Origin of the sequence: Thermus sp. NEB1569 (assembly GCF_022385295.1) — a bacterium.
In the GTDB taxonomy this organism is placed as follows: domain Bacteria; phylum Deinococcota; class Deinococci; order Deinococcales; family Thermaceae; genus Thermus; species Thermus scotoductus.
The window spans coordinates 489,208-508,460 of record NZ_CP092445.1 but is presented as its reverse complement, the minus strand read 5'-3'; the positions used below and the strand labels follow the sequence as shown (position 1 = coordinate 508,460).

The 19,253-nt window shown below is 65.2% G+C and carries 20 protein-coding genes; 14 read left to right on the top strand and 6 right to left on the bottom strand.

The genetic code is table 11. The annotated features are described in order from the left end of the window. Positions 1 to 36 precede the first annotated feature (36 nt). Together MI302_RS03280 and MI302_RS03275 are read left to right on the top strand one after the other, a co-directional pair. Complete coding sequence (locus MI302_RS03280) at positions 37 to 687, top strand: Crp/Fnr family transcriptional regulator (RefSeq protein WP_239726196.1); 651 nt, start codon at positions 37 to 39, stop codon at positions 685 to 687. 24 nt (positions 688 to 711) lie between these two features. Then, a complete protein-coding gene (locus MI302_RS03275) occupies positions 712 to 1,470 on the top strand; it encodes a 2-phosphosulfolactate phosphatase (protein WP_126177951.1) in 759 nt (252 codons plus the stop codon). 19 nt (positions 1,471 to 1,489) lie between these two features. On the opposite strand, the gene MI302_RS03270 is transcribed toward MI302_RS03275, so the two are convergent. Genes MI302_RS03270 through MI302_RS03260 form a run of 3 tightly spaced genes read right to left on the bottom strand, consistent with a single transcriptional unit; the run spans position 1,490 to position 4,298 of the window. Beyond that, entirely contained in the window at positions 1,490 to 2,803 is a 1,314-nt protein-coding gene (locus MI302_RS03270) for a dipeptidase (RefSeq protein ID WP_239726195.1), read from the bottom strand. Then, positions 2,800 to 3,498 carry a heat shock protein transcriptional repressor HspR, fused homodimer type gene (hspR, locus tag MI302_RS03265; RefSeq protein WP_239726194.1) on the bottom strand — a complete coding sequence of 233 codons (699 nt, stop codon included), beginning with the start codon at positions 3,496 to 3,498 and terminating at the stop codon, positions 2,800 to 2,802. The genes MI302_RS03270 and hspR overlap by 4 nt, the downstream gene beginning before the upstream one ends. 41 nt (positions 3,499 to 3,539) lie before the next feature. Further along, the gene (locus tag MI302_RS03260) at positions 3,540 to 4,298 is read right to left on the bottom strand and encodes an IclR family transcriptional regulator (protein ID WP_239726193.1); all 759 of its coding nucleotides are present in this window, start codon (positions 4,296 to 4,298) and stop codon (positions 3,540 to 3,542) included. A 98-nt stretch (positions 4,299 to 4,396) separates the two neighbouring features. On the opposite strand from MI302_RS03260, the gene aceB reads away from it, so the two are divergent. The 8 genes from aceB to hemW all read left to right on the top strand — a co-directional run bounded on the left by aceB (position 4,397) and on the right by hemW (position 12,751). Then, a complete protein-coding gene (gene aceB, locus MI302_RS03255; protein ID WP_239726192.1) occupies positions 4,397 to 5,959 on the top strand; it encodes a malate synthase A in 1,563 nt (520 codons plus the stop codon). Positions 5,960 to 6,035: 76 nt separating this feature from the next. After that, complete coding sequence (locus tag MI302_RS03250) at positions 6,036 to 7,415, top strand: FAD-linked oxidase C-terminal domain-containing protein (RefSeq protein ID WP_239726191.1); 1,380 nt, start codon at positions 6,036 to 6,038, stop codon at positions 7,413 to 7,415. Then, positions 7,408 to 8,454 carry an FAD-binding protein gene (locus MI302_RS03245; RefSeq protein ID WP_239726190.1) on the top strand — a complete coding sequence of 349 codons (1,047 nt, stop codon included), beginning with the start codon at positions 7,408 to 7,410 and terminating at the stop codon, positions 8,452 to 8,454. The genes MI302_RS03250 and MI302_RS03245 overlap by 8 nt, the downstream gene beginning before the upstream one ends. Positions 8,455 to 8,458: 4 nt before the next feature. Then, positions 8,459 to 9,721 carry a glycolate oxidase subunit GlcF gene (glcF, locus tag MI302_RS03240; protein WP_239726189.1) on the top strand — a complete coding sequence of 421 codons (1,263 nt, stop codon included), beginning with the start codon at positions 8,459 to 8,461 and terminating at the stop codon, positions 9,719 to 9,721. 1 nt (position 9,722) lies between these two features. Continuing rightward, on the top strand, positions 9,723 to 10,943 hold the full coding sequence (locus MI302_RS03235) for a glycerate kinase (RefSeq protein WP_239726188.1): 1,221 nt from the start codon (positions 9,723 to 9,725) through the stop codon (positions 10,941 to 10,943). Positions 10,944 to 10,947: 4 nt separating this feature from the next. Continuing rightward, positions 10,948 to 11,265 (top strand): nucleotidyltransferase domain-containing protein, encoded by a 318-nt coding sequence (locus tag MI302_RS03230; protein WP_019551704.1) that lies wholly within the window; start codon positions 10,948 to 10,950, stop codon positions 11,263 to 11,265. Further along, the gene (locus MI302_RS03225) at positions 11,255 to 11,647 is read left to right on the top strand and encodes a HEPN domain-containing protein (RefSeq protein WP_019551703.1); all 393 of its coding nucleotides are present in this window, start codon (positions 11,255 to 11,257) and stop codon (positions 11,645 to 11,647) included. Before MI302_RS03230 ends, MI302_RS03225 begins: the two co-directional genes overlap by 11 nt. Then, positions 11,648 to 12,751 (top strand): radical SAM family heme chaperone HemW, encoded by a 1,104-nt coding sequence (hemW, locus tag MI302_RS03220; RefSeq protein WP_028494194.1) that lies wholly within the window; start codon positions 11,648 to 11,650, stop codon positions 12,749 to 12,751. It begins immediately after the preceding gene. Here the strand turns inward: hemW and MI302_RS03215 are convergent. Together MI302_RS03215 and MI302_RS03210 are read right to left on the bottom strand one after the other, a co-directional pair. Beyond that, complete coding sequence (locus MI302_RS03215; RefSeq protein ID WP_019551701.1) at positions 12,748 to 13,137, bottom strand: NADH-quinone oxidoreductase subunit 15; 390 nt, start codon at positions 13,135 to 13,137, stop codon at positions 12,748 to 12,750. The genes hemW and MI302_RS03215 overlap by 4 nt on opposite strands. A gap of 36 nt (positions 13,138 to 13,173) precedes the next feature. Continuing rightward, positions 13,174 to 14,247, bottom strand: a complete 1,074-nt coding sequence (locus MI302_RS03210) for a radical SAM protein (RefSeq protein WP_239726187.1) — start codon at positions 14,245 to 14,247, stop codon at positions 13,174 to 13,176. Between the two features lie 104 nt (positions 14,248 to 14,351). On the opposite strand from MI302_RS03210, the gene MI302_RS03205 reads away from it, so the two are divergent. Genes MI302_RS03205 through wecB form a run of 4 tightly spaced genes read left to right on the top strand, consistent with a single transcriptional unit; the run spans position 14,352 to position 18,045 of the window. Continuing rightward, positions 14,352 to 15,203 carry a phosphotransferase gene (locus MI302_RS03205; RefSeq protein ID WP_239726186.1) on the top strand — a complete coding sequence of 284 codons (852 nt, stop codon included), beginning with the start codon at positions 14,352 to 14,354 and terminating at the stop codon, positions 15,201 to 15,203. Positions 15,204 to 15,213: 10 nt separating this feature from the next. After that, positions 15,214 to 15,840 carry a uracil phosphoribosyltransferase gene (gene upp, locus MI302_RS03200; RefSeq protein WP_239726185.1) on the top strand — a complete coding sequence of 209 codons (627 nt, stop codon included), beginning with the start codon at positions 15,214 to 15,216 and terminating at the stop codon, positions 15,838 to 15,840. Then, positions 15,837 to 16,925 (top strand): MraY family glycosyltransferase, encoded by a 1,089-nt coding sequence (locus MI302_RS03195; protein WP_028494197.1) that lies wholly within the window; start codon positions 15,837 to 15,839, stop codon positions 16,923 to 16,925. Before upp ends, MI302_RS03195 begins: the two co-directional genes overlap by 4 nt. Before the next feature lies 1 nt (position 16,926). Beyond that, positions 16,927 to 18,045: a non-hydrolyzing UDP-N-acetylglucosamine 2-epimerase gene (gene wecB, locus MI302_RS03190; RefSeq protein WP_019551025.1), complete on the top strand. Its 1,119-nt coding sequence runs from the start codon at positions 16,927 to 16,929 to the stop codon at positions 18,043 to 18,045. On the opposite strand, the gene MI302_RS03185 is transcribed toward wecB, so the two are convergent. Beyond that, positions 18,020 to 19,216: an MFS transporter gene (locus tag MI302_RS03185; protein ID WP_239726184.1), complete on the bottom strand. Its 1,197-nt coding sequence runs from the start codon at positions 19,214 to 19,216 to the stop codon at positions 18,020 to 18,022. The genes wecB and MI302_RS03185 overlap by 26 nt on opposite strands. Between the last annotated feature and the right edge of the window lie 37 nt (positions 19,217 to 19,253).

Below are 19,253 nucleotides of genomic sequence, written 5' to 3'. Positions count from 1 at the left end.
TAGGCAAAAGATGAAGTCTCGGTTAGAGTATAGCCGATGCCCGCATCCCCCCTTTTCCAGGATATGGATCCTGAGGATACACGCCTGGCCCGCTCCTTTTTCCAGCCCATGGCCTACCCCAAGGGCAAGGCTATCTTCCAGCAAGGGGATCTGGGCCAGGCCCTTTACCTGGTGGAGGAAGGCCGGGTGCGCCTCTACCGCACCCACCTGGGAGGGCAAGAGAAGATCCTGGGCTTCCTGGGGCCAGGGGAGGTCTTCGGGGAGATGAGCCTTCTGGACGGCGGCGAACGTAGCGCCAGCGCCTTGGCGGAGGAGGAAACCCTGCTTCTCGCCCTCTACCGGGAAGCCTACCTCGGGCTCATCCGCCGCCTGCCCCTCTTCGCCCACAACCTGGCCCGCATCCTGGCCCACCGCCTGCGGGAACTCAACCTGGAGCTGGATCTTCTGGCCTTCGAGGAGGCAAGAAGCCGCGTGGCCTACGCCCTTTTAAAGCTTCTTCGCCAAGGGTACGGGCCCTACCTCCAGCTCCGCCACCAGGACCTGGCGGCCCTGGCCGGGGTGAGCCGGGAAACCACCACCCGGGTCCTCCACGAGCTCAAAGACCAAGGCGTCCTCCGCCTTTTTTCAGGGGTGGTGGAGGTGGTGGACCCCGGGCTTTTGGAGGAGGTGGCCTTTGGCCTGGTCTGAAGAAACCGAGTCGGAGGGCCTTCCATGCGCTTGAAGGTGGATGTCCTCCCTGCGGAGGAGCTGGTCTACCCCGATGTGGTGTTGGTGGTGGACGTGATCCGCTCCACCACCACGGCCGTCGTCTTCCTGGAGGCGGGGGCAGAGGCCCTGTACTGGGTCCCAAGCCTCGAGGCCGCCCGGGCCTTCAAGGATGCCGACGTCCTCCTGGCGGGGGAGGTGGGGGGGTTAAAGCCCCCGGGGTTTGACCTGGGGAACTCCCCCCGGGAGGCCCTCGAGGCCCCCGTGGGAGGCAAGACCGTGGTGATGAGCACCACCAACGGCACCAAGGCCGCCCACGTGGCCGCCAGGACCGCCAAGCACGTGCTCCTGGCCTCCCTCTTCAACGCCCACGCCGCAGCCCGCCTGGCCCGGGAGCTGGCCACGGAGGAGGTGGCCATTCTGGCCGCCGGCAAGGAGGGGCGGGTGGGCCTGGACGACCTCTACACCGCCGGGGTCCTGGCGGAGTACCTGGGCCTCCTGGGGGAGGTGGAGCCCGAGGATGGGGCCAGGATCGCTTTGGCGGTGAAGCGGAACTACCAGGACCCCCTGGAGGCCCTCTCCCTCTCCGCCGCCGCCACCGCCCTGAAGGGGGTGGGCCTCGAGGCCGATGTGCCCTTCTGTGCCCAGGTGGCCAAAAGCGCCGTGGTCCCCATCCTCACGGGCCGGGTGGGGGAGGCCCTCATCTTCAAAACAGCTCCCCCAGGGCTCACCAAGCGGGCCATCCCCGGAACAGGGGCAGGCTAAGGCCAGCCTCCCTTCCCGCCTAGCCCCCTTGGGCCAAAAGCTCGTAGAAGCGCCTCAGGGTAGCGATGCCCTTCTCCAGGTTAATCAGGTCAAACTTCTCGTTGGGAGCGTGGAGGTTGTCGTCGGGAAGCCCCAGACCCAGAAGGACCACGGGCGCACGAAGGGCATCCTGGAGCTCCGCCACCACCGGGATGGTCCCTCCCTCCCGGGTGTACACGGGGGGCCTGCCCCAGACCTCCTCCAGGGCCTTGGCCATGAGGTGCATGGGGGGGCTGAAGGGATCGGTGAGGACCGGCCTGCCTCCGTGGAGGCGGAGGATCTCCATGGTGTAGCCGGGTGGGCAGATCTCCCGCAGGTAGGCCTCCACCTGGCTGGCCACCTCCTCGGGGTCCTGGTCCGGCACCAGGCGCAAGGAAACCTTGAAGCCCGCCTCGGCGGGGATCACCGTCTTGGAGCCCTCCCCCTGGTACCCTCCCCAGATCCCGTTCGGGTCCAGGGTGGGCCGGGTCCAAAGCCTCTCCAGGGGGCTATAGCCCTCCTCCCCGGGCAGCACCTCCACCCCGAGCTCCCGCCTCAAGGCCTCCTCGTCCAAGGGGGGCCAGAGCCTTTTCTCCTCCTCCGAAACCGGCCGCACCCGGTCGTAAAGGCCGGGAACCAGGATCCTCCCGGTTTTCTCGTCCTTTAGCTTGGAGAGGATCCACCCCATGGCCTGGATGGGATTCGGAGCCACGCCACCGAAGCTTCCGGAGTGGAGGTCCCGCCGGGCCCCCTTCAGGCGCACCTCCAAATAGGCTAGGCCCCTTAGGCCATAGGTGAGGGTGGGGGTGAGGGGGGCGAACATGGCTCCATCGGAGATGAGAACCACGTCGGCTTGGAGCTTCTCCCGGTGCTCCCGCACGAAGGGCAGAAGGCTCGGGCTTCCGATCTCCTCTTCTCCCTCCACCAGGAACTTCACGTTCACCCGGGCGGGCAGGCCCTCGAGGGCCGCCACATGCGCCCAAAGCTGCCCCTTGTCGTCGGAGGCTCCCCGGGCGTAGACCCTTCCCTCCCGCACCGTGGGCACGAAGGGGGGGCTTTCCCAAAGCTCCAAGGGATCCGGGGGCTGGACGTCGTAGTGCCCGTAGACCAGGACCGTGGGGGCCTTGGGATCTAGGAGGCGCTCCGCGTAGAGGATGGGGTGTAGCGGGGTCTCGTGAAGCTCCGTGCGGAAACCCCGCTCCCTAAGCCTTTCCGCAAGCCAGAGGGCCGCCTTGCGAACGTCTTCCTTGTGGGCCGGGTCGGTGGATACGGAGGGGATGGACAAGAACTCCAAAAGGGGCTCTAGCGCACTCACGCCCCCATGCTACTCCCTTCGGGAAGGGTCTTGCCCTCTTCCAAGAGAAGGAGCTTCAGCCGGGCCACCTCGGCCTCAAAGCGGGCCTGCAGGGCCTCCAGCTCCGAGCGAAGCCGCATGATCTCCTCCACCCCCGCCAAGTTCACCCCAAGCTCCTGCGTCAGGCGGCGGATCTCCCTAAGCTTCTCAATGTCCCGCTCCGAGTAAAGCCGGGTCTTCCCACCCGACCGCTTTGGCTTGATCAAACCCTTCCGCTCGTAAAGCCTCAGGGTCTGCGGGTGCATCTCCAACAGCTCCGCCGCCACCGAGATCACGTACACGGGACGGTCCTTGGGGGAGGGCTTGGCCGTGGCCCCGGGAGGGGGAAGGGCCGGGCGTTCCAGCTCCTCAAAGCGGGCCCCGATCTCCTCCTTCAGCCGGGCCACCTCGGCCTCAAAGCGGGCCTGCAGGGCCTCCAGCTCCGAGCGAAGCCGCATGATCTCCTCCACCCCCGCCAGGTTCACCCCAAGCTCCTGCGTCAGGCGGCGGATCTCCCTAAGCTTCTCAATGTCCCGCTCCGAGTAAAGCCGGGTCTTCCCACCCGACCGCTTCGGCTTGATCAAACCCTTCCGCTCATAAAGCCTCAGGGTCTGCGGGTGCATCTCCAACAGCTCCGCCGCCACCGAGATCACGTACACGGGACGGTCCTTGTCCATGGCCTTTAGCTCCCTCCGCTAAACCCTCCTAACCAATGCTATTATAAAGCGGGCACAAAACCCAGGCGCAAGGAAGCTTTCCTGGCCGCCTCCACTACCCGGGGGGCCAGGCGGTGGGCCTCCTCCAGGGAGAGGCGGCTGGCGGGAGCGGAGAGGGACAGGGCGGCCACCACCTCCCCCCCGGGGCCGAAAACGGGAGCGGCCACACAGCGCACCCCCAGCTCCCTCTCCTCGTTGTCCAGGGCGTAGCCCTTCCGGCGCACGGTTTCCAGCTCCCGCTTCAGGTCCTCGAGGCGGGTGAGGGTGTAAGGAGTGTACGGGGTGAGGGAAAGCCCCTCGGGGATGCCCCGGAAGGCGAGAAGCACCTTCCCCACCCCCGTGGCGTGCAGGGGAGCCCGGCTTCCGGGAGCGGTGAAGAGCCGGACCAATCTGGCCCCCTCCGCCTGGTCCAGGTAAAGGGCCTCCCTTCCCGCCAGCACCGCCAGGTTCACGCTCTCCCCCGTTTCCGCCGCCAGGGCCTCCATCTCCGGATGCGCCGCAAGAAGCAGGTTCTGCCTGGGATAAACCTGGCCCACGGCAAAGGCCTTGGCCCCCACCCGGTAAACGCCCCTTTCCTCCTCCACGAAGCCATGGCGGACCAGGGTCTGGAGGAGACGGTAAAGGGTGCTCTTGGTAAGCCCCGTCCGCTCTGCCAGGGAGGAAAGCCCGGCCTCCTTAAGCTCCGCCAGGGCCTGAAGCACGCTCAGGCCCCGCTCCAAGGTCTTCACCTCCTCGGCTCCTTTCCTCCTGGGTCGTGGCATGGGCCTCAGGCTAGCACCCGCTGGGTTGTTTTTCAAGTAACAAAAAACCATTTTGTTTCTTGACAAATCCCCAGCCCTTCCCTTAGGCTCAAACCACCATGAAGGGCGTGGAAATCCTCAAAGACCATCCCCTCTTAGGAGAGGTGCTCACGGAAGAGGCCCTGGGGTTCGTGGTGGCCCTGCACCGGGAGTTCAACCCCGTGCGCAAGGCGCTTCTGGAGCGCAGGAAAACCCTCTGGGAAAGGTACAAGGCCGGGGAAAAACCGGACTTTCCCGAGGAAACCGCCTTCGTGCGGGGCGGGTCCTGGCAGGTGGCGGAGGCTCCACCCGACCTTTTGGACCGCCGGGTGGAGATCACCGGCCCTGTGGACCGCAAGATGATCATCAACGCCCTGAACTCCGGGGCCAAGGTCTTCATGGCGGATTTTGAAGACGCCCTCTCCCCCACCTGGGACAACGTGATCCAGGGGCAGAAGAACCTCTATGACGCCGTCCGCCGCCAGATTGACTTTGTAAGCCCCGAGGGGAAGGAGTACAAGCTGAAGGAAAAGGTGGCCACCCTGGTGGTCCGGCCCCGGGGCTGGCACCTGGTGGAAAAGCACGTGCGGGTGGACGGGGAGCCCATTTCCGCAAGCCTCTTTGACTTTGGCCTTTACTTCTTCCACAACGCCCACGAGCTCCTAAGGCGGGGAAGCGGCCCCTACTTCTACCTGCCCAAGATGGAAAGCCACCTGGAGGCCCGGCTTTGGAACCAGGTCTTCAACTTCGCCCAGGACTACCTGGGCATCCCCCGGGGCACCATCCGGGCCACGGTGCTCATCGAAACCATCCTGGCGGCCTTCGAGATGGAGGAGATCCTCTACGAGCTTAAGGAGCACGCCGCCGGGCTCAACGCCGGCCGCTGGGACTACATCTTCAGCTGCATCAAGAAGTTCGCCACCACCGCCCCCATCTTCCCCGACCGGGCCCAGGTCACCATGACCGTGCCCTTCATGAAGGCCTACACCGAGCTTCTGGTGAAGTCCTGCCATATTCACGGGGCCCACGCCATCGGGGGCATGGCCGCCTTCATCCCCAGCCGCAAGGACCCCGAGGTGAACGAAAGGGCTTTCCAGCAGGTGCGGGCTGACAAGGAGCGGGAAGCCTCCCAGGGATTTGACGGCACCTGGGTGGCCCACCCCGATCTGGTGCCCGTGGCCCAGGAGGTCTTCGACCGGTACCTGGGGGACAAGCCCCACCAGAAGCACGTGAAGCGGGAGGACGTCCAGGTAAAGGCGGAGGACCTGCTGAACTTTGAGGTCCCGGGAGGCAAGGTGACGGAAGCAGGCCTTCGCAACAACATCTCCGTGGCCCTCCAGTACCTGAACCAGTGGCTTCTCGGCAACGGGGCCGCCGCCATCTTCAACCTCATGGAGGATGCCGCCACCGCCGAGATCAGCAGGGCGCAGCTCTGGCAATGGGTGCACCGGCAGGCCACCTTGGAGGACGGCCGCCCGGTCACCCCTGAGCTTTACCAAAAGATCAAGGAAGAGGAGCTCGCCAAGCTGGGAGGACGGGAGGTTGGCCGCTACAAGGAGGCCGAGGAGATCCTGGACAAGCTGGTCCTCTCAGAGGATTTCATCGAGTTCCTGACCCTGGTGGCCTACGATTACCTGGACTAAGACCACACAGGTCCGGGCTAGGAAGGGGTGGGGCAGGCCACCCACCCCTTCCGGTAAAGTGGGATAGGAGGTGGCAATGGGGTTCCTGGAAGAGCTTAGGGCCCTCTTTCCCCCGGGGAGGCTGCTGACCAAGGAGGCGGAGCTTGCCCCTTACGAGTCCGACGCCCTCACCGCCTACCGCAAGCGTCCCCTGGCTGTGGTGCTTCCCGAGCGGAAGGAGGAGGTGGTGGAAGCGGTGCGCCTGTGCTACCGCCACGGGGTGCCCTTTGTGGCCCGGGGAAGCGGCACCAGCCTCTCGGGAGGCTCCTTGCCCGTGGAGGGGGGCCTGGTCATCGTCCTCAACCGCATGAACCGCATTCTGCGCCTGGACCCCAAGGCCCGGATTGCGGTGGTGGAGCCCGGGGTGGTGAACCTGGAGGTTTCCCGGCAGGCGGCCCCTTTTGGCCTCTATTACGCCCCCGATCCCTCCAGCCAGCCCATCTCCACCATCGGCGGGAACGTGGCCTTCAACTCCGGCGGGGCCCACTGCCTGAAGTACGGGATGACGGCGGGCCACGTGCTGGCCCTCGAGGTGGTCACCCCTGAAGGGGAGGTGGTGCGCCTGGGCGGGGAAGGCCTTGAGAGCGTAGGTCCCGACCTCCACGGCTTTTTCGTGGGCACCGAGGGGCTTTTGGGAGTAGCCCTGGAGATCACCCTGAGGCTTCTTCCCAAGCCCGAGGCCTACCACACCCTGCTGGCCGCCTACGGGAGCCTCGAGGCCGCCGGCAACGCCGTGAGCCAGGTGATCCGAAGCGGGCTCCTCCCCGGGGCCATGGAGATCATGGACCGCTTGAGCATAGAGGCCGCCGAGGCAGCGGTGAAGGCCGGCTATCCCCGGGTGGAGGCCCTCCTCATCGTGGAGCTGGAAGGCCCCAAGGAGGAGGTGGAGGAGGAAGCCAAACTCCTGGCCCAGGTGATTAAAGAAAGCGGGGCCTTGGAGGTGCGCGTCGCCCAAAGCGAGGCGGAACGCCAGGCCATCTGGAAGGGGCGCAAGGCTGCCTTCAGCGCCGTGGGAAGGCTTTCCCCTGATTACCTCGTCCAGGATGGGGTAGTGCCCCGAAGCCGCCTGGGGGAAGCCCTGAAGGAGATCGGAAGGCTTTCCCAGGAATACGGCCTTAGGGTGGCCAACGTCTTCCACGCCGGGGACGGAAACCTTCACCCCCTGGTCCTCTACGACGGCAAAAAACCCGGGGAGCTTAAGCGGGCCGAGGAGCTGGCGGGAGAAATCCTCAAGCTTTGCGTGCGCCTAGGAGGGTCCTTGACCGGGGAACACGGCATCGGGGTGGAGAAGAAGGAGTACATGCCAACGATGTTCGCCCCGGAAGACCTCCTGGCCATGGAACGGGTCAAGGAGGCCCTGGACCCTAAGGGCCTCGCCAACCGGGGCAAGGTGTTGCCGGAGGGCCTTTATGGTTGAGGTTCGGGCAAGCACCTTGGAGGAAATCCAGGAAGCGGTCCGCACCTATCCCCGCCTGCGCCCCAAGGGGGGTGGGAGCAAGCCAGCCCTCTCCACCCCCAAGGACGGGGAGACCCTCCTGGATCTTTCGGGCCTCAGGGGCATCCTGGAGTATGCCCCTGAGGAGTTCGTCTTCACCGCCTATGCCGGCACACCCCTTAAGGAGATAGAGGAAACCCTACGGGCCCACGGCCAGTACCTGCCCTTCCACCCACCCCTGGTGGAGCAGGGGGCCACCCTTGGGGGCACGGTGGCAGCCGGGCTTTCCGGCCCCATGCGGGAACGGTTTGGGGGCCTGAGGGACTTCATCCTGGGCGTGCGCTTCGTGGACGGGGAAGGAAGGGTGGTGCGGGGCGGAGGCAAGGTGGTGAAAAACGCCGCCGGCTTTCCCTTTCACCGGCTCATGGTGGGTTCCCTGGGAGCCTTCGGGGTCATGGTGGAGCTTTCCTTCAAGGTCTTCCCCTCCCCCAGGGCCACCCAAACCCTGCGGCTCACCTATGGGAGCCTAGCGGAGGCCCTTGCCGCCATGGAACGCCTCCGGGTGCTTCCCCTGGATCTTCTGGCCCTGGACCTCATTCCCCCGGCCACCCTGGAGATTCGGCTAGGGGGGTTCCTCGAAAGCCTGGGGAAAAGACTAAAACGACTACAGGAAATCCTGCAAAAGGAAGGCGAGGTGCTGGCGGAGGACGAAACCCACTGGGAAGGGGTGCGGAACCTCCGCTTCCTGGAGGAGGCCCCCATCTGGGTCAAGGTTCCCTCCACCCCCGCCTGGGTGCCCAAGCTGGAAAACCTGCCCCTAGGGCCCAGGCGGTACCTGGCGGGAGGGGAACTCCTCTACGCCGGGATGGAGGCCAAGGGACTGGCATCCCTTAGGCAGGCAGGGATTCCCCACCTGGTCCTAAAGGGCGCCGAGGATGCCCTCTTCCCCCACCCGCCCGAGGCCTTTTTCCGCAAGCTTAAGCTGGCCCTGGACCCCAGGAGCCGTTTTCCCTTAAGGTGAGAACATGCAGCACCGCATACCCGTGGAAACCCTGGGCAAGGAAGGGGAGGTGATGGCCCACGCCATAGAAGCCTGCGTCCATTGCGGCTTCTGCCTTCCCACCTGCCCCACCTACCTGGTCCTGCAGGAGGAGATGGACTCCCCCCGGGGTCGGATCTTCTTGATGAAGGAGGTCCTCGAAGGGAACCTCTCCCTGGAGGAAGCCCTTCCCTATCTGGATCGTTGCCTGGCCTGCCAAGCCTGCGTTACCGCCTGCCCAAGCGGCGTCCCCTACGGCGAGCTCATCGCCACCTTCCGCCTGCACACCGAGAGCAAGCGTCACCGCTACCCCCTGGAACAGGTCTTTCGCCAGTCCCTCCTCCGCATCCTCCCCTACCCCGAGCGCTTTCGGCCCCTGGCCGAGCTGGGAAGCCGGCTAAAACCCCTCCTCAAGCCCCTTCCCCTGCCCAAGGCTCTTAAGGCTCCCATCGCCCTGCTCCCGGACCGCCTGCCGGACAGGGAATCCTACCAGGAGGTCTACCCCGCCAAGGGCCAAAGGCGGGCCAGGGTGGGCATCCTCCTGGGCTGCGCCCAGCAGGTCCTGAGGCCTTCCATCAACCGGGCCACCATCCGGGTCCTCCAGGAAAACGGGGTGGAGGTGATAGCCGCCAAGGAACAGGTCTGCTGCGGGGCCCTAAACCTCCACGCCGGGGACAAGGAGGGAGCCAGGGCCTTGGCCCGCACCAACCTGAGGGCTTTCCGGGAGGTGGACTACGTGGTCACCAACGCCGCCGGTTGCGGCTCGGGGATGAGGGAATACCCTCTTCTCTTCCTGGGGGAACCCGAGGAGGAGGAGGCGAGGGCCCTGGCCGCCAAGGTGAAGGACCTCACCGTCATCCTGGACGAGCTGGGCTTCATCCCCCCTCCCCCGCCCCCAAGGCCCCTCAGGGTGGCCTACCACGACGCCTGCCACCTGGCCCACGCCCAGGGGGTGAGGGAAGCCCCAAGGAGGATCCTTAAGGCCTCTGGGGTGGAGGTGCTGGAGCCCAAGGAGTGGGAAATCTGCTGCGGCAGCGCCGGCACCTACAACCTCTTCCAGCCCGAGATCGCCGAGGTTTTGGGCAGGAGAAAGGCGGAAAACCTTCAGGCCATCCAGCCCGAACTGGTGGTCACGGGCAACATCGGCTGCCTCACCCAGATCCAGGCCTATTTGGACAAGGGCATCCCCATCCTGCACACGGCGGAACTCTTAGACTTACTCTACGAAGGAAGGTCCCCCCTCGACTAGAATGAAAGACCTCCTTTTAACCACCATCCGCCAGGCCCTCGAGGAAGCCCACCCCTACCGCCTCACCCTTAGGGCCCTTCCCAAGGCCAGGCCCCACCTGATCCTGGCGGTGGGCAAGGGAGCCTCCTGGATGCTAAAGGCAGCCTTGGATCGCTACGGGGAGGTACCCTACCACCTCACCCTGCCCAAGGGGCAGGATGCCCTGGGGCTACGAGCGGTCTTCGCCGGCCATCCCTTGCCCGATTGGGAAAGCCTAAGGGCGGCCCAGGAGGTCCTGGAACTCCTCAAGGGGCTTTCCCCCAAGGCGCGGGTTTTAACCCTGGTTTCGGGCGGGGGAAGCGCCCTTTGGTGCCTGCCCCTGGGGATCTCCCTGGAGGCGAAGCGGGCCCTCACGGAGGCCCTCCTGAAAAGCGGGGCCAGCATTAGGGAAATCAACGCCGTGCGCAAGCATCTCTCTCAGGTGAAGGGGGGAAGGCTTCTAAAGGCCACCCAAGCCCGGCTTCACGTGCTTCTTCTCTCCGACGTGCCAGGGGATGACCCCGGGGTTATCGCCTCGGGACCCTTCCATCCGGATTCCAGCACCTACCTCGAGGCCCTGGCCGTCCTGGACCGGTATGGCCTGGCCTTTCCCGAAGCCAGGCGGGTGTTGGAAGAAGGACTAAGGGGCCGGTTCCCCGAAACCCTGAAGCCCCAAGACCCCGCCCTAAAACGGCTGTCCTACCGGATCGTCGGGCGCAACCTGGACCTCCTAAAGGCCGCCCAAGGGTTCTTAAGGCGGCAAGGCTACCGGGCGGTGATCCTCTCGGACCGCTTCGGCGGCGAGGCCCGGGCCCTGGCCCGCTTCCATGCGGAGCTGGTGGAAACCCTCCGCGCCCATGGCCTTCCCTTCAAAAAGCCCCTTTTCCTCCTCTCCGGGGGGGAAGCCCAGGTACAGGTGAGGGGGAAGGGTAGGGGGGGCCGGAACCTGGAGTTCCTTCTCGCCCTCTACGCCCACCTCCAAGCCCCCCTTTACGCCTTGGCCGCGGATTCCGACGGGCTGGATGGACCCTCAGAAGCGGCGGGAGCCCTCCTCACTCCGGAGGTCTGGAACCTGGGGCTGGACCCAAGGCCCTTCCTGGAAGCCAACGACAGCTACGGCTTCTTTGAACAGGCGGGAACCCTCCTAAAAACCGGGCCTACCGGCACCAACCTCAACGACTTCCGCCTCCTCTTTGTAGACTGAAAAGGTGGAGTACCCGGAGCTGGCTCCGGTCCTTTCGGCCATCCTCAAAACCGTCCCGGCGAAAAAGATCATCCTCTTTGGCAGCCGGGCCCGGGGGGAGGCCCGCCCAGAAAGCGATTACGACCTCCTCGTGGTGGTGCCACCGGAGTACAAGACCATGCGGGTTTGGAAAGACCTCTATCAGGCTGCCAGCAAGGTCCAGCAAGGCTTCAGTCTGGACCTCCTCCTGGCCACCGAAGAGGACTTGACCCGGTACCGGGAAACCTGGACAACGGTTTATCCCCATGTCCTCCGGGAAGGGCGGGTGCTCTATGCCGCATGACGCCTCAGACCCAGGAGTCTGGCTGGCCCGCGCCAAGAGCAACCTGGCCCGGGCCCGCGTAGGAAGGACCAGCCCCGAGGTGGTCTGGGATGACCCTTGCTTTGACGCCCAGCAGGCTGCGGAAAAGGCCCTCAAGGCCCTCCTCATCGCCCTTGGCATCCCTTTTCCCAAAACCCACGACCTGGCACGCCTTCTGGAGCTGATCCGCCCCCACCTCCCCGTGCCTCCAGGGCTAGAAGACCTGGTTCGGCTTAACCCCTTCGCCGTGGCGGGCCGCTACCCGGGGGACCTCCCCGAGGCCACAGAAGAGGACTGGAAAGAGGCTCTTCTGCTGGCCGAGCAAGCCGTGGCCTGGGCAGAAAGGGTCTTAACGCAGGATTGAATGGCCAGCCTCTACCTCCACGTCCCCTTCTGCCCCACCCTCTGCCCCTACTGCGACTTCCACGTGGTACGCCGGGGCCCAGGGTGGGTGGAAGCCTACCTGAAACGCCTTAAGGAGGAAGCCCAGAGGCTTTACGAGATCCACCCTGAGCCCCTAAAGACCCTCTACCTGGGCGGGGGTACCCCGAGCTTTCTCCGGGACCGGGAACTCATCGCCCTCTTCCAGGCCCTTCCCTGGAGGCTGGAAGCGGATGCGGAGGTGACCCTCGAGGCCAACCCCGGCACCTTGAACCGGGAACGGATGGCCCTTCTCAAGGACCTCGGGGTGAACCGCCTCTCCTTAGGGGTCCAGAGCTTCCAGGAAGCGGTGCTGCGGTTCCTGGGCCGGGCCCATGGACGAAGGGGCGCCTTGAAAGCCGTGGAGATGGCCTTGGAAGGGGGCTTCCGGGTTTCCCTGGATCTCATCCTGGGCCTGCCCATGCAGGAGGTGGAGAAGGATCTAAAGGAGGCCGCCTCCCTAGGAGTGGGGCACGTATCCGCCTACACCCTGCAGGTGGAAAAGGGTACCCCCTTCGCCCTTTCGGGCCTGAAGGAGGATCCGGAACGGGAAGCCTGGGCCATGGGGAAGGCGGAGGAAATCCTGGAGGGTGCCGGTCTTGTGCGCTACGAGATATCCAACTTCGCAAGGCCCGGCGAGGAGGCCCGCCACAACCTGGCCTACTGGCGGAATGGTTTTTGGCTGGCCCTGGGTCCCAGTGCCGCAGGCCAGTACCCGGGCACGGGGCCGGTTTACGCCTTCCGCCGTACCAACCCTCCCCTTCCCCGCTGGCTCCTGGGGGAACCCCCTCAGGAGGAGGCCATCTCCCCCTTAGAACACGCCAAGGAAAGCCTGATGCTGGGCCTGCGCCTGAAGGAGGGGGTGGATGTGGAGGCCGTGGAGAGGAGAACGGGCCTAAGCCTTTGGCCTAGCCTAAAGCCTGCCGCTATATCCCTGGCGGAAGCGGGCTTTTTGGAAGTGGAAGGCCTCCGCCTCAAGCCCACCCGCCGGGCTTTTCCCCTCCTCCATCCGGTGGTCCTGAAGTTATGGGAGGCCCTCGAGGGCTAGGCGAAGGCCAAGGCCTCCCGCGCCCGGTCGGCCAGAGCGAAGAAGCGCTCCTTGGTAAGGGGGATTTTCCCCGTCACCAAGCCCTTCCCTGGCTCGTAGTGGGCGTGCAGATGGATGTGGGCCCGGGGAAGGCGGATGCCGATGCGTTTCAACTTGGCGTGCCGGGGAGAGACGTCCGCAAGAAGGAAGGGCTCCCCCAAGGCATCGGAAAGGGAAGCGGTCATGATGGTGGTAGGAAGGTCATAAGGGCGCTCCATGCGGTAGATGAAATCGGGGAAGTCCGCCTCCTTCTCGAACCGGACCCCCTTCTCTCTGGCATATTCCCGCATCCAGGAAAGGAGCTCCACCCAGGCCTCATAGAGTTCCCGTTCATGCGAGGCGCTCATGGCCCGAGTATACCAAGAGGCCAGGGTGCGCTGGCCCTAATAGAGGAACTCCCGGATGTCGTACCGGGCCACCCGCAGGCCCAAGCGGCGGAGTTCCCTGGCCCAAGCAGCAAGCTCCGCCTCCACATCGGGAAGAGGCTTTAGGCCCAGGAGGGCGTAGGGGGTACCCGGCTCCTCCTGGAAAGGGGATAGGTAAACCACATCCTCTTTCCCCAAGGGGAGCTCGGCCAAAAGGGCCAGGCTCTCCCGGCGGTGGGCCTCAGCGTAGGCTAGGCCCCCAGCCCCCACCATGAGGATTACCCCCAAGGAAAGCCCCGCTTCCTTCAAAGCGTTCACCAGGGGTAAGGCCTCCCGGGGGTGCCCGGGCTTGTTTAGGAGGGCAAGCAACGGGGGATGCCCGGTCTCGAGGCCAATGTAAACCCGTCTAAGCCCCAAGGCCCTAAGCCTTTCCCACCAAGTAGCCTCCTTCTTCAACCCGGTAAAGAGGTCCAAAAAGCCCAGGATGGGCTCCTCGGGAAAGGCCCGCCGAACCTCTTCCAGTAGGGGAAGAAGGGGCTCGCCCAGGGCCAAGGCGTTGCCATCTCCCAGAAAAACCCCCCTCCTTAAAAGCCTTCCCCTTCCCAAAAGCTCCAAAACCCGTTCCACATGCTCCCGGAAGGCATCGGGACTGCGCTTCTGAAAGGGGCGGTCCTGGTAGAAGGAGCAGAAGGCGCACCGGTTCCAGGTGCATCCCGTGGTGGCCTGAAGGACCACGGAAAGGTAGGCATCCGGAGGGAGAATGCTCACGGGCCAGGCGTAGGCCCGGCGATAAGGAGTGGGGTCGGAAAGGGCCTCCGGGGTCCAGCGAAGCACCTCTTCCCGGCGTCCAGGATCCTTGAGATGGGCCTCCGCTATGCCCAGGATCTCGCGGTAGACCTCCAGGGCCTCCGCCTTCTCTAGGCGTCGCCTCCTCCTCTCCCCCTCCCGGTAGCGCAGGTGCAGGCTTCCGTCCAAGGCCCTCTTGTAGGTGAGCCCCTGGCGGAAGTAGTGGTAAGGCCGTCCCTCCCGGTCGAAGGAGAGGACCCTGTCCCCCAGGGAGAGAACCGTGGCCTCCGGCCGCAAAAGCTCCACGCCCTTAGGTTACGCGCTGCCGGGGATGGGGTTGAGGACGACCTATACAAAGCCATACTCAACGGGGCATTTCATCCCCCCTCGAGGCCCTTAGAATAAGCCCCGTGGTGCTCTCGGCCCTGAAGGGCCTCCTCTCCCCCGATACCCTCTCTCGCCTTACCCCCCTGGGCGGCTTTGAAGCCCGAGTGTACACGGATGGGGAAAGGGTCTACAAGGTATACCGGCCTGGCGAGGCCCACCTGGCGGCCCTCGAGGCCGAGAGGATGGCCCGCGCCGGCTTGGGAAGCTTCGTCCTGGGGGTGGCCCAGGTGGAGGGACAAGGGGTCCTGGTCATCCGCCATTTTCCCGGAAAACCCTTCAGCCCCGAAGCCTTCACCTCCAAGGCCCTCGCCGCCCTCTCCCACCTCTTCCTCTCCTTCCACCGCCTCCCCGAGCCGGGGTATGTGGAGCGGGAAGAGCTTTCGGAGAGGCTAGAGCGCTTCGCTGAAAGCCTGGGCTCCGTGCCCGAGGCCTTAAGCCTCATCAAGGCCCTTATGCGGGAGGTCGCCTGGGTGGCGGGGGTGGAGAAGCGCTTCTGCCATCGGGACGCCTGGGCGGGGAACCTCCTGCTTAAAACCCAGGAAAACCCCTCCCACGACGACCCCGAGGTGCTCCTGGTGGACTGGGTCCGTTCCGGAGGCGACGATCCCGCCCGGGACCTTGCCCTCCTCAAGACGGGAAGCCTGGACCTCTTGGGGGAAAAAAGGGCCCGGGAGGCCCTTTTCCGCCTGGTGCAGTTCTACCCCAAAGAGGTGCGGGAGCGCCTGGCCTTTTACGTGCCCCTCACCTATCTCCACGACCTCCACTGGTTCCGCACGAAGAAGCCCGAGGGCTTCCTCGAGGCCCTGGCGGACAAGCTCCCCCGAGCTCTGAGCTTCTTCCAAGACTGCTTTCCCCTGAGAAACCGGGCGTGTTAGGCTTTGGGGGATGAGGATCACCCTGGTGGACCATCCCTTGGTCCAGCACAAGCTGGCCCACCTCCGGGATAAACGCACGGGCGCCAAGGACTTTCGCGAGCTGGCGGAGGAGGTATCCCTCCTCATGGCTTACGAAGCCATGAGGGACCTGGAACTTACGGAAACCACCGTGGAAACCCCCGTGGCCCCCGCCCGGGTCAAGGTGCTTTCCGGCAAGAAGCTGGCCCTGGTGGCTATCTTGCGGGCTGGATTGGTCATGGTGGAGGGCATCCTCAAGCTGGTGCCCCATGCTCGCGTGGGGCACATCGGCCTCTACCGGGACCCCGAGTCCCTAAAGCCCGTTCAGTACTACGCCAAGCTACCCCCGGATATCCACGAGCGCCGGGTCTTCCTCCTGGACCCCATGCTGGCCACGGGCGGGAGCGCCAGCCACGCCCTTACCCTTCTTAGGGAGAAGGGGGCCACGGGGATCAAGCTCATGTGCCTCATCGCCGCCCCCGAGGGCCTGGAGCGCATCGCCCAGGACCATCCCGACACCGAGGTGGTGGTGGCGGCCATCGACGAGCGCCTGAACGACCACGGTTACATCGTTCCCGGCCTGGGGGACGCCGGGGACCGGATCTACGGGACCAAATGACTGAACTTCTGAAGAAGATAGGCATCGCTGAACCCACGGGCACAGGCTGGCTTACCGTGGCCTTCGCCTTCCTGGTGGCCCTTTTCTTCACCTGGCGCTTCCTGCCCCATGTGCGCCGCTTCGCCCTCAAGGTGGGCTGGGCGGACATGCCCAACGAAAGGCGCCTCAACCGGGAGCCCCTGCCCAACGCCGGGGGCCTGGCGGTGTACGCCGGGGTGGTGCTGGCCCTGGTGGTGGCCGCCTTCCTAAGGCCCATCCTGGTGGAACACGTGCTTATCCAAATCCTCGCCATCCTCTTGGGAGGAGCTTGGCTGGTGCTGGTGGGCTTCATCGACGATCAGTTCGGCCTCCCCCCCCTCTTCCGCCTCTTCGTGCAAACCCTGGCCGCCCTCCTCCTCATGGCGGTGGGGGTGCGGTTCGAAGCCGCCTTCGGCACCCCCCTGGATCCCGTCTTGGGGTTTTTCCTCACCTGGCTCTGGGTGGTGGGAATCACCAACGCCCTGAACCTCATGGACGGCCTGGATGGGCTGGCGGGCGGGGTGGCGTACATCAGCGCCATGAGCCTCCTCTTCGTGAGCGCCCAGTTTCCCTACTGGGCGGCAGGCACCCTGGTCCTGGCGGCCCTGGCCGGGGCAGCCCTGGGCTTCCTGCGGCACAACCTTCACCCAAGCCGCATCATCCTGGGGGATGCGGGGGCTTACTTCCTGGGCTTCACCCTGGCGGCCACCTCCCTTCTTGGCAATCTGAAGCTCACCACCTTTTTGGGCCTCCTGCCCCCGGCCCTTTTTCTTCTTCTCCCCATCCTGGACACCACCCAGGTGGTGGTGCGAAGGCTATTGCGGGGGCAAAACCCCCTTTCCACCCCCGGCAAGGACCACATCCACCACCGCCTTCTCGCCCGGGGACTTTCCCAAAGGCGGGTGGCCTTCCTCCTGTGGGGGCTCGCCCTCCTCTTCAACCTTCTGGCCATGGCCTACCTGGGCATGCCGAAGGAAGCCATCCTGGCAAGCCTTTTCGCCACGGTTTCCGGCCTGGGGTGGGTGACCTACCGCCGGCTCAGGGCCCTTTGGAGGGGGGTGGAATAGCATGAAGCGGGTAGTCTTAGCCTTCGGAACCCGGCCCGAGGCCACCAAGATGGCCCCGGTCTACCTGGCTTTGAAGGAGCATCCCCATATCAAGCCCCTCATCCTCCTCACTGGCCAGCATCGGGAACAACTAAGGCAGGCCCTGGGGCTTTTCGGCATCCAAGAGGACCGGAACCTGGACGTGATGCAAGAGCGCCAGGCCCTGCCGGACCTGGCGGCCCGCATCCTGCCCCAGGCGGCCAGGGCCCTCGAGGAGATGCGGGCGGACTACGTGCTGGTCCACGGGGACACCCTCACCACCTTCGCCGTGGCCTGGGCCGCCTTTCTGGTGGGGCTTCCTGTGGGGCACGTGGAGGCAGGCCTAAGAAGCGGTAACCTCAAAGAACCCTTCCCCGAGGAGGCCAACCGCCGTCTCACCGATGCGCTCACCGACCTGGACTTTGCCCCCACCCCCCTGGCCAAGGAGAACCTGCTAAGGGAGGGCAAGAAGGAGGAAACCATCCTGGTCACCGGCCAGACGGGGGTGGATGCCGTGCTCCTGGCCGCCCGGCTAGGCCGGCTTCCTGAGGGGCTTCCCCCTGGCCCCTACGTGACCGTTACCATGCACCGGCGGGAAAACTGGCCCATCCTGCCGGAGCTGGCCCGGGCCCTCAAACGGGTGGCCGAGGCCTTCCCCCACCTCACCTTCGTCTACCCCGTGCACCTGAACCCCGTGGTGCGGGAGGCGGTCTTCCCCGTGCTCAAAGGGATGAAGAACTTTCTCCTCCTGGACCCCTTGGACTACGGGCCCATGGCCGCCTTGATGCGGGAAAGCCTCCTCCTCGTCACCGATTCCGGGGGGCTCCAGGAGGAAGGAGCGGCCCTGGGGGTTCCCGTGGTGGTGCTCAGGAACGTTACGGAAAGGCCAGAAGGCCTCGAGGCGGGCATCCTGAGGCTGGCGGGCACCGAGCCCGAAAGGGTTTACCGCACGGTGAAGGCGCTACTGGAAAACCCCGAGGAACTTGAGCGCATGCGCCAGGCCAAGAACCCCTACGGGGATGGGAAGGCGGGGATTCGGGTGGCCCAGGGAGTGGCCTGGCGGCTCGGCCTGGGGCCTAGGCCGGAGGACTGGGTTCCGTAGGCCAGGAGCGTAGCTGATAAAGCCCCACCACCAGCACCGCCCCTCCGAGGACCAAGGCGGCCAAGCGGCCCCCGAGAAGTTCAAAGAGAAGCCCGGTGAGGTAGGCCCCAAGGGGCCCGGTGCCCAGCATCACCAGGCTGTACACCGCCATCACCCGGCCCCGAATCCGGTCGGGCACGGATAGCTGCACCAGGGTGTTGGCGTTGATGAGCACAGAGATCATCCCGAACCCTCCCAGGGCCAAAAAGAAGGGGACCAGGAAGGCGTAGGGCAGGAAGAGGCCCAGATGGGCCAGGGCCAGGGCAAAGACCCCAAGAAGAAGCCTCTCCGGCTTGGGTTTTCCCGTGAGGACCATGACCAAGGCAGCCCCCAAGGCCCCCAACCCCACGCTGGAAAGGAGGCCACCATAACCCGTGGCGGAAAGCCCCAGCACCAGCCGGGCATAGGAGGGCACCAGGGTCTGGAAGTTCATGCCCAGGAGGCTGGCGAAGAGCACCAGTCCCACCACCCGGCGCACCACGGGATGCTCGAGGACAAACCGCACCCCCTCCTGGGCCTCCCGCCACCAGCGGCCATCCCCTTCCTCCCCCCTAGGACCCAAAGGGACCCGGCGCAGGACGAAGAGAAGGGGCAAAAAGGAAAGGGCATTGGCCAGATAAGCCACCCCCACGCCAAAGAGGGCGATTAACACCCCAGCCAGGGCCGGCCCCAACAACCTGCTGGTGTTGAAGCCAAAGGAGTTAAGGGCGATAGCCCCCGGGTACCGGTCCCTGCCCGCCAGCTCCACGGTGAAGCTTTGGCGCACCGGGAGGTCCATGGCGTTGAGGGCCCCGTAGAGAAACGCAAAGAGGAGCACGTGGCCGTAGCGCACCTGCCCAGTGAGGATGAGGAAGGCCATGAAGAGGGCCAGAACCATCATGCCCCCCTGGGTAAAAATAAGAAGGTTCCGCTTGGGGTAACGGTCCGCCAAAACCCCGGCGGGAAGGGAGAACAGCAAGGAGGGGAGGAACTGCAAGGCCACCACCAGCCCAAGCCTCTCCGCGCTTCCCGTAAGGAGGAGGACCAGCCATCCCTGGGCCGCCGACTGCATCCAGGTGCCCATCTGGGAGGTGAAAAGGGCAAGCCAGTAGGAACGATAAAGAGGGTCTTTCAGAAGGGCCAAGGCCAGCACCCCCTTATCCTACGGCTGACTGACCGGTCATTACCAA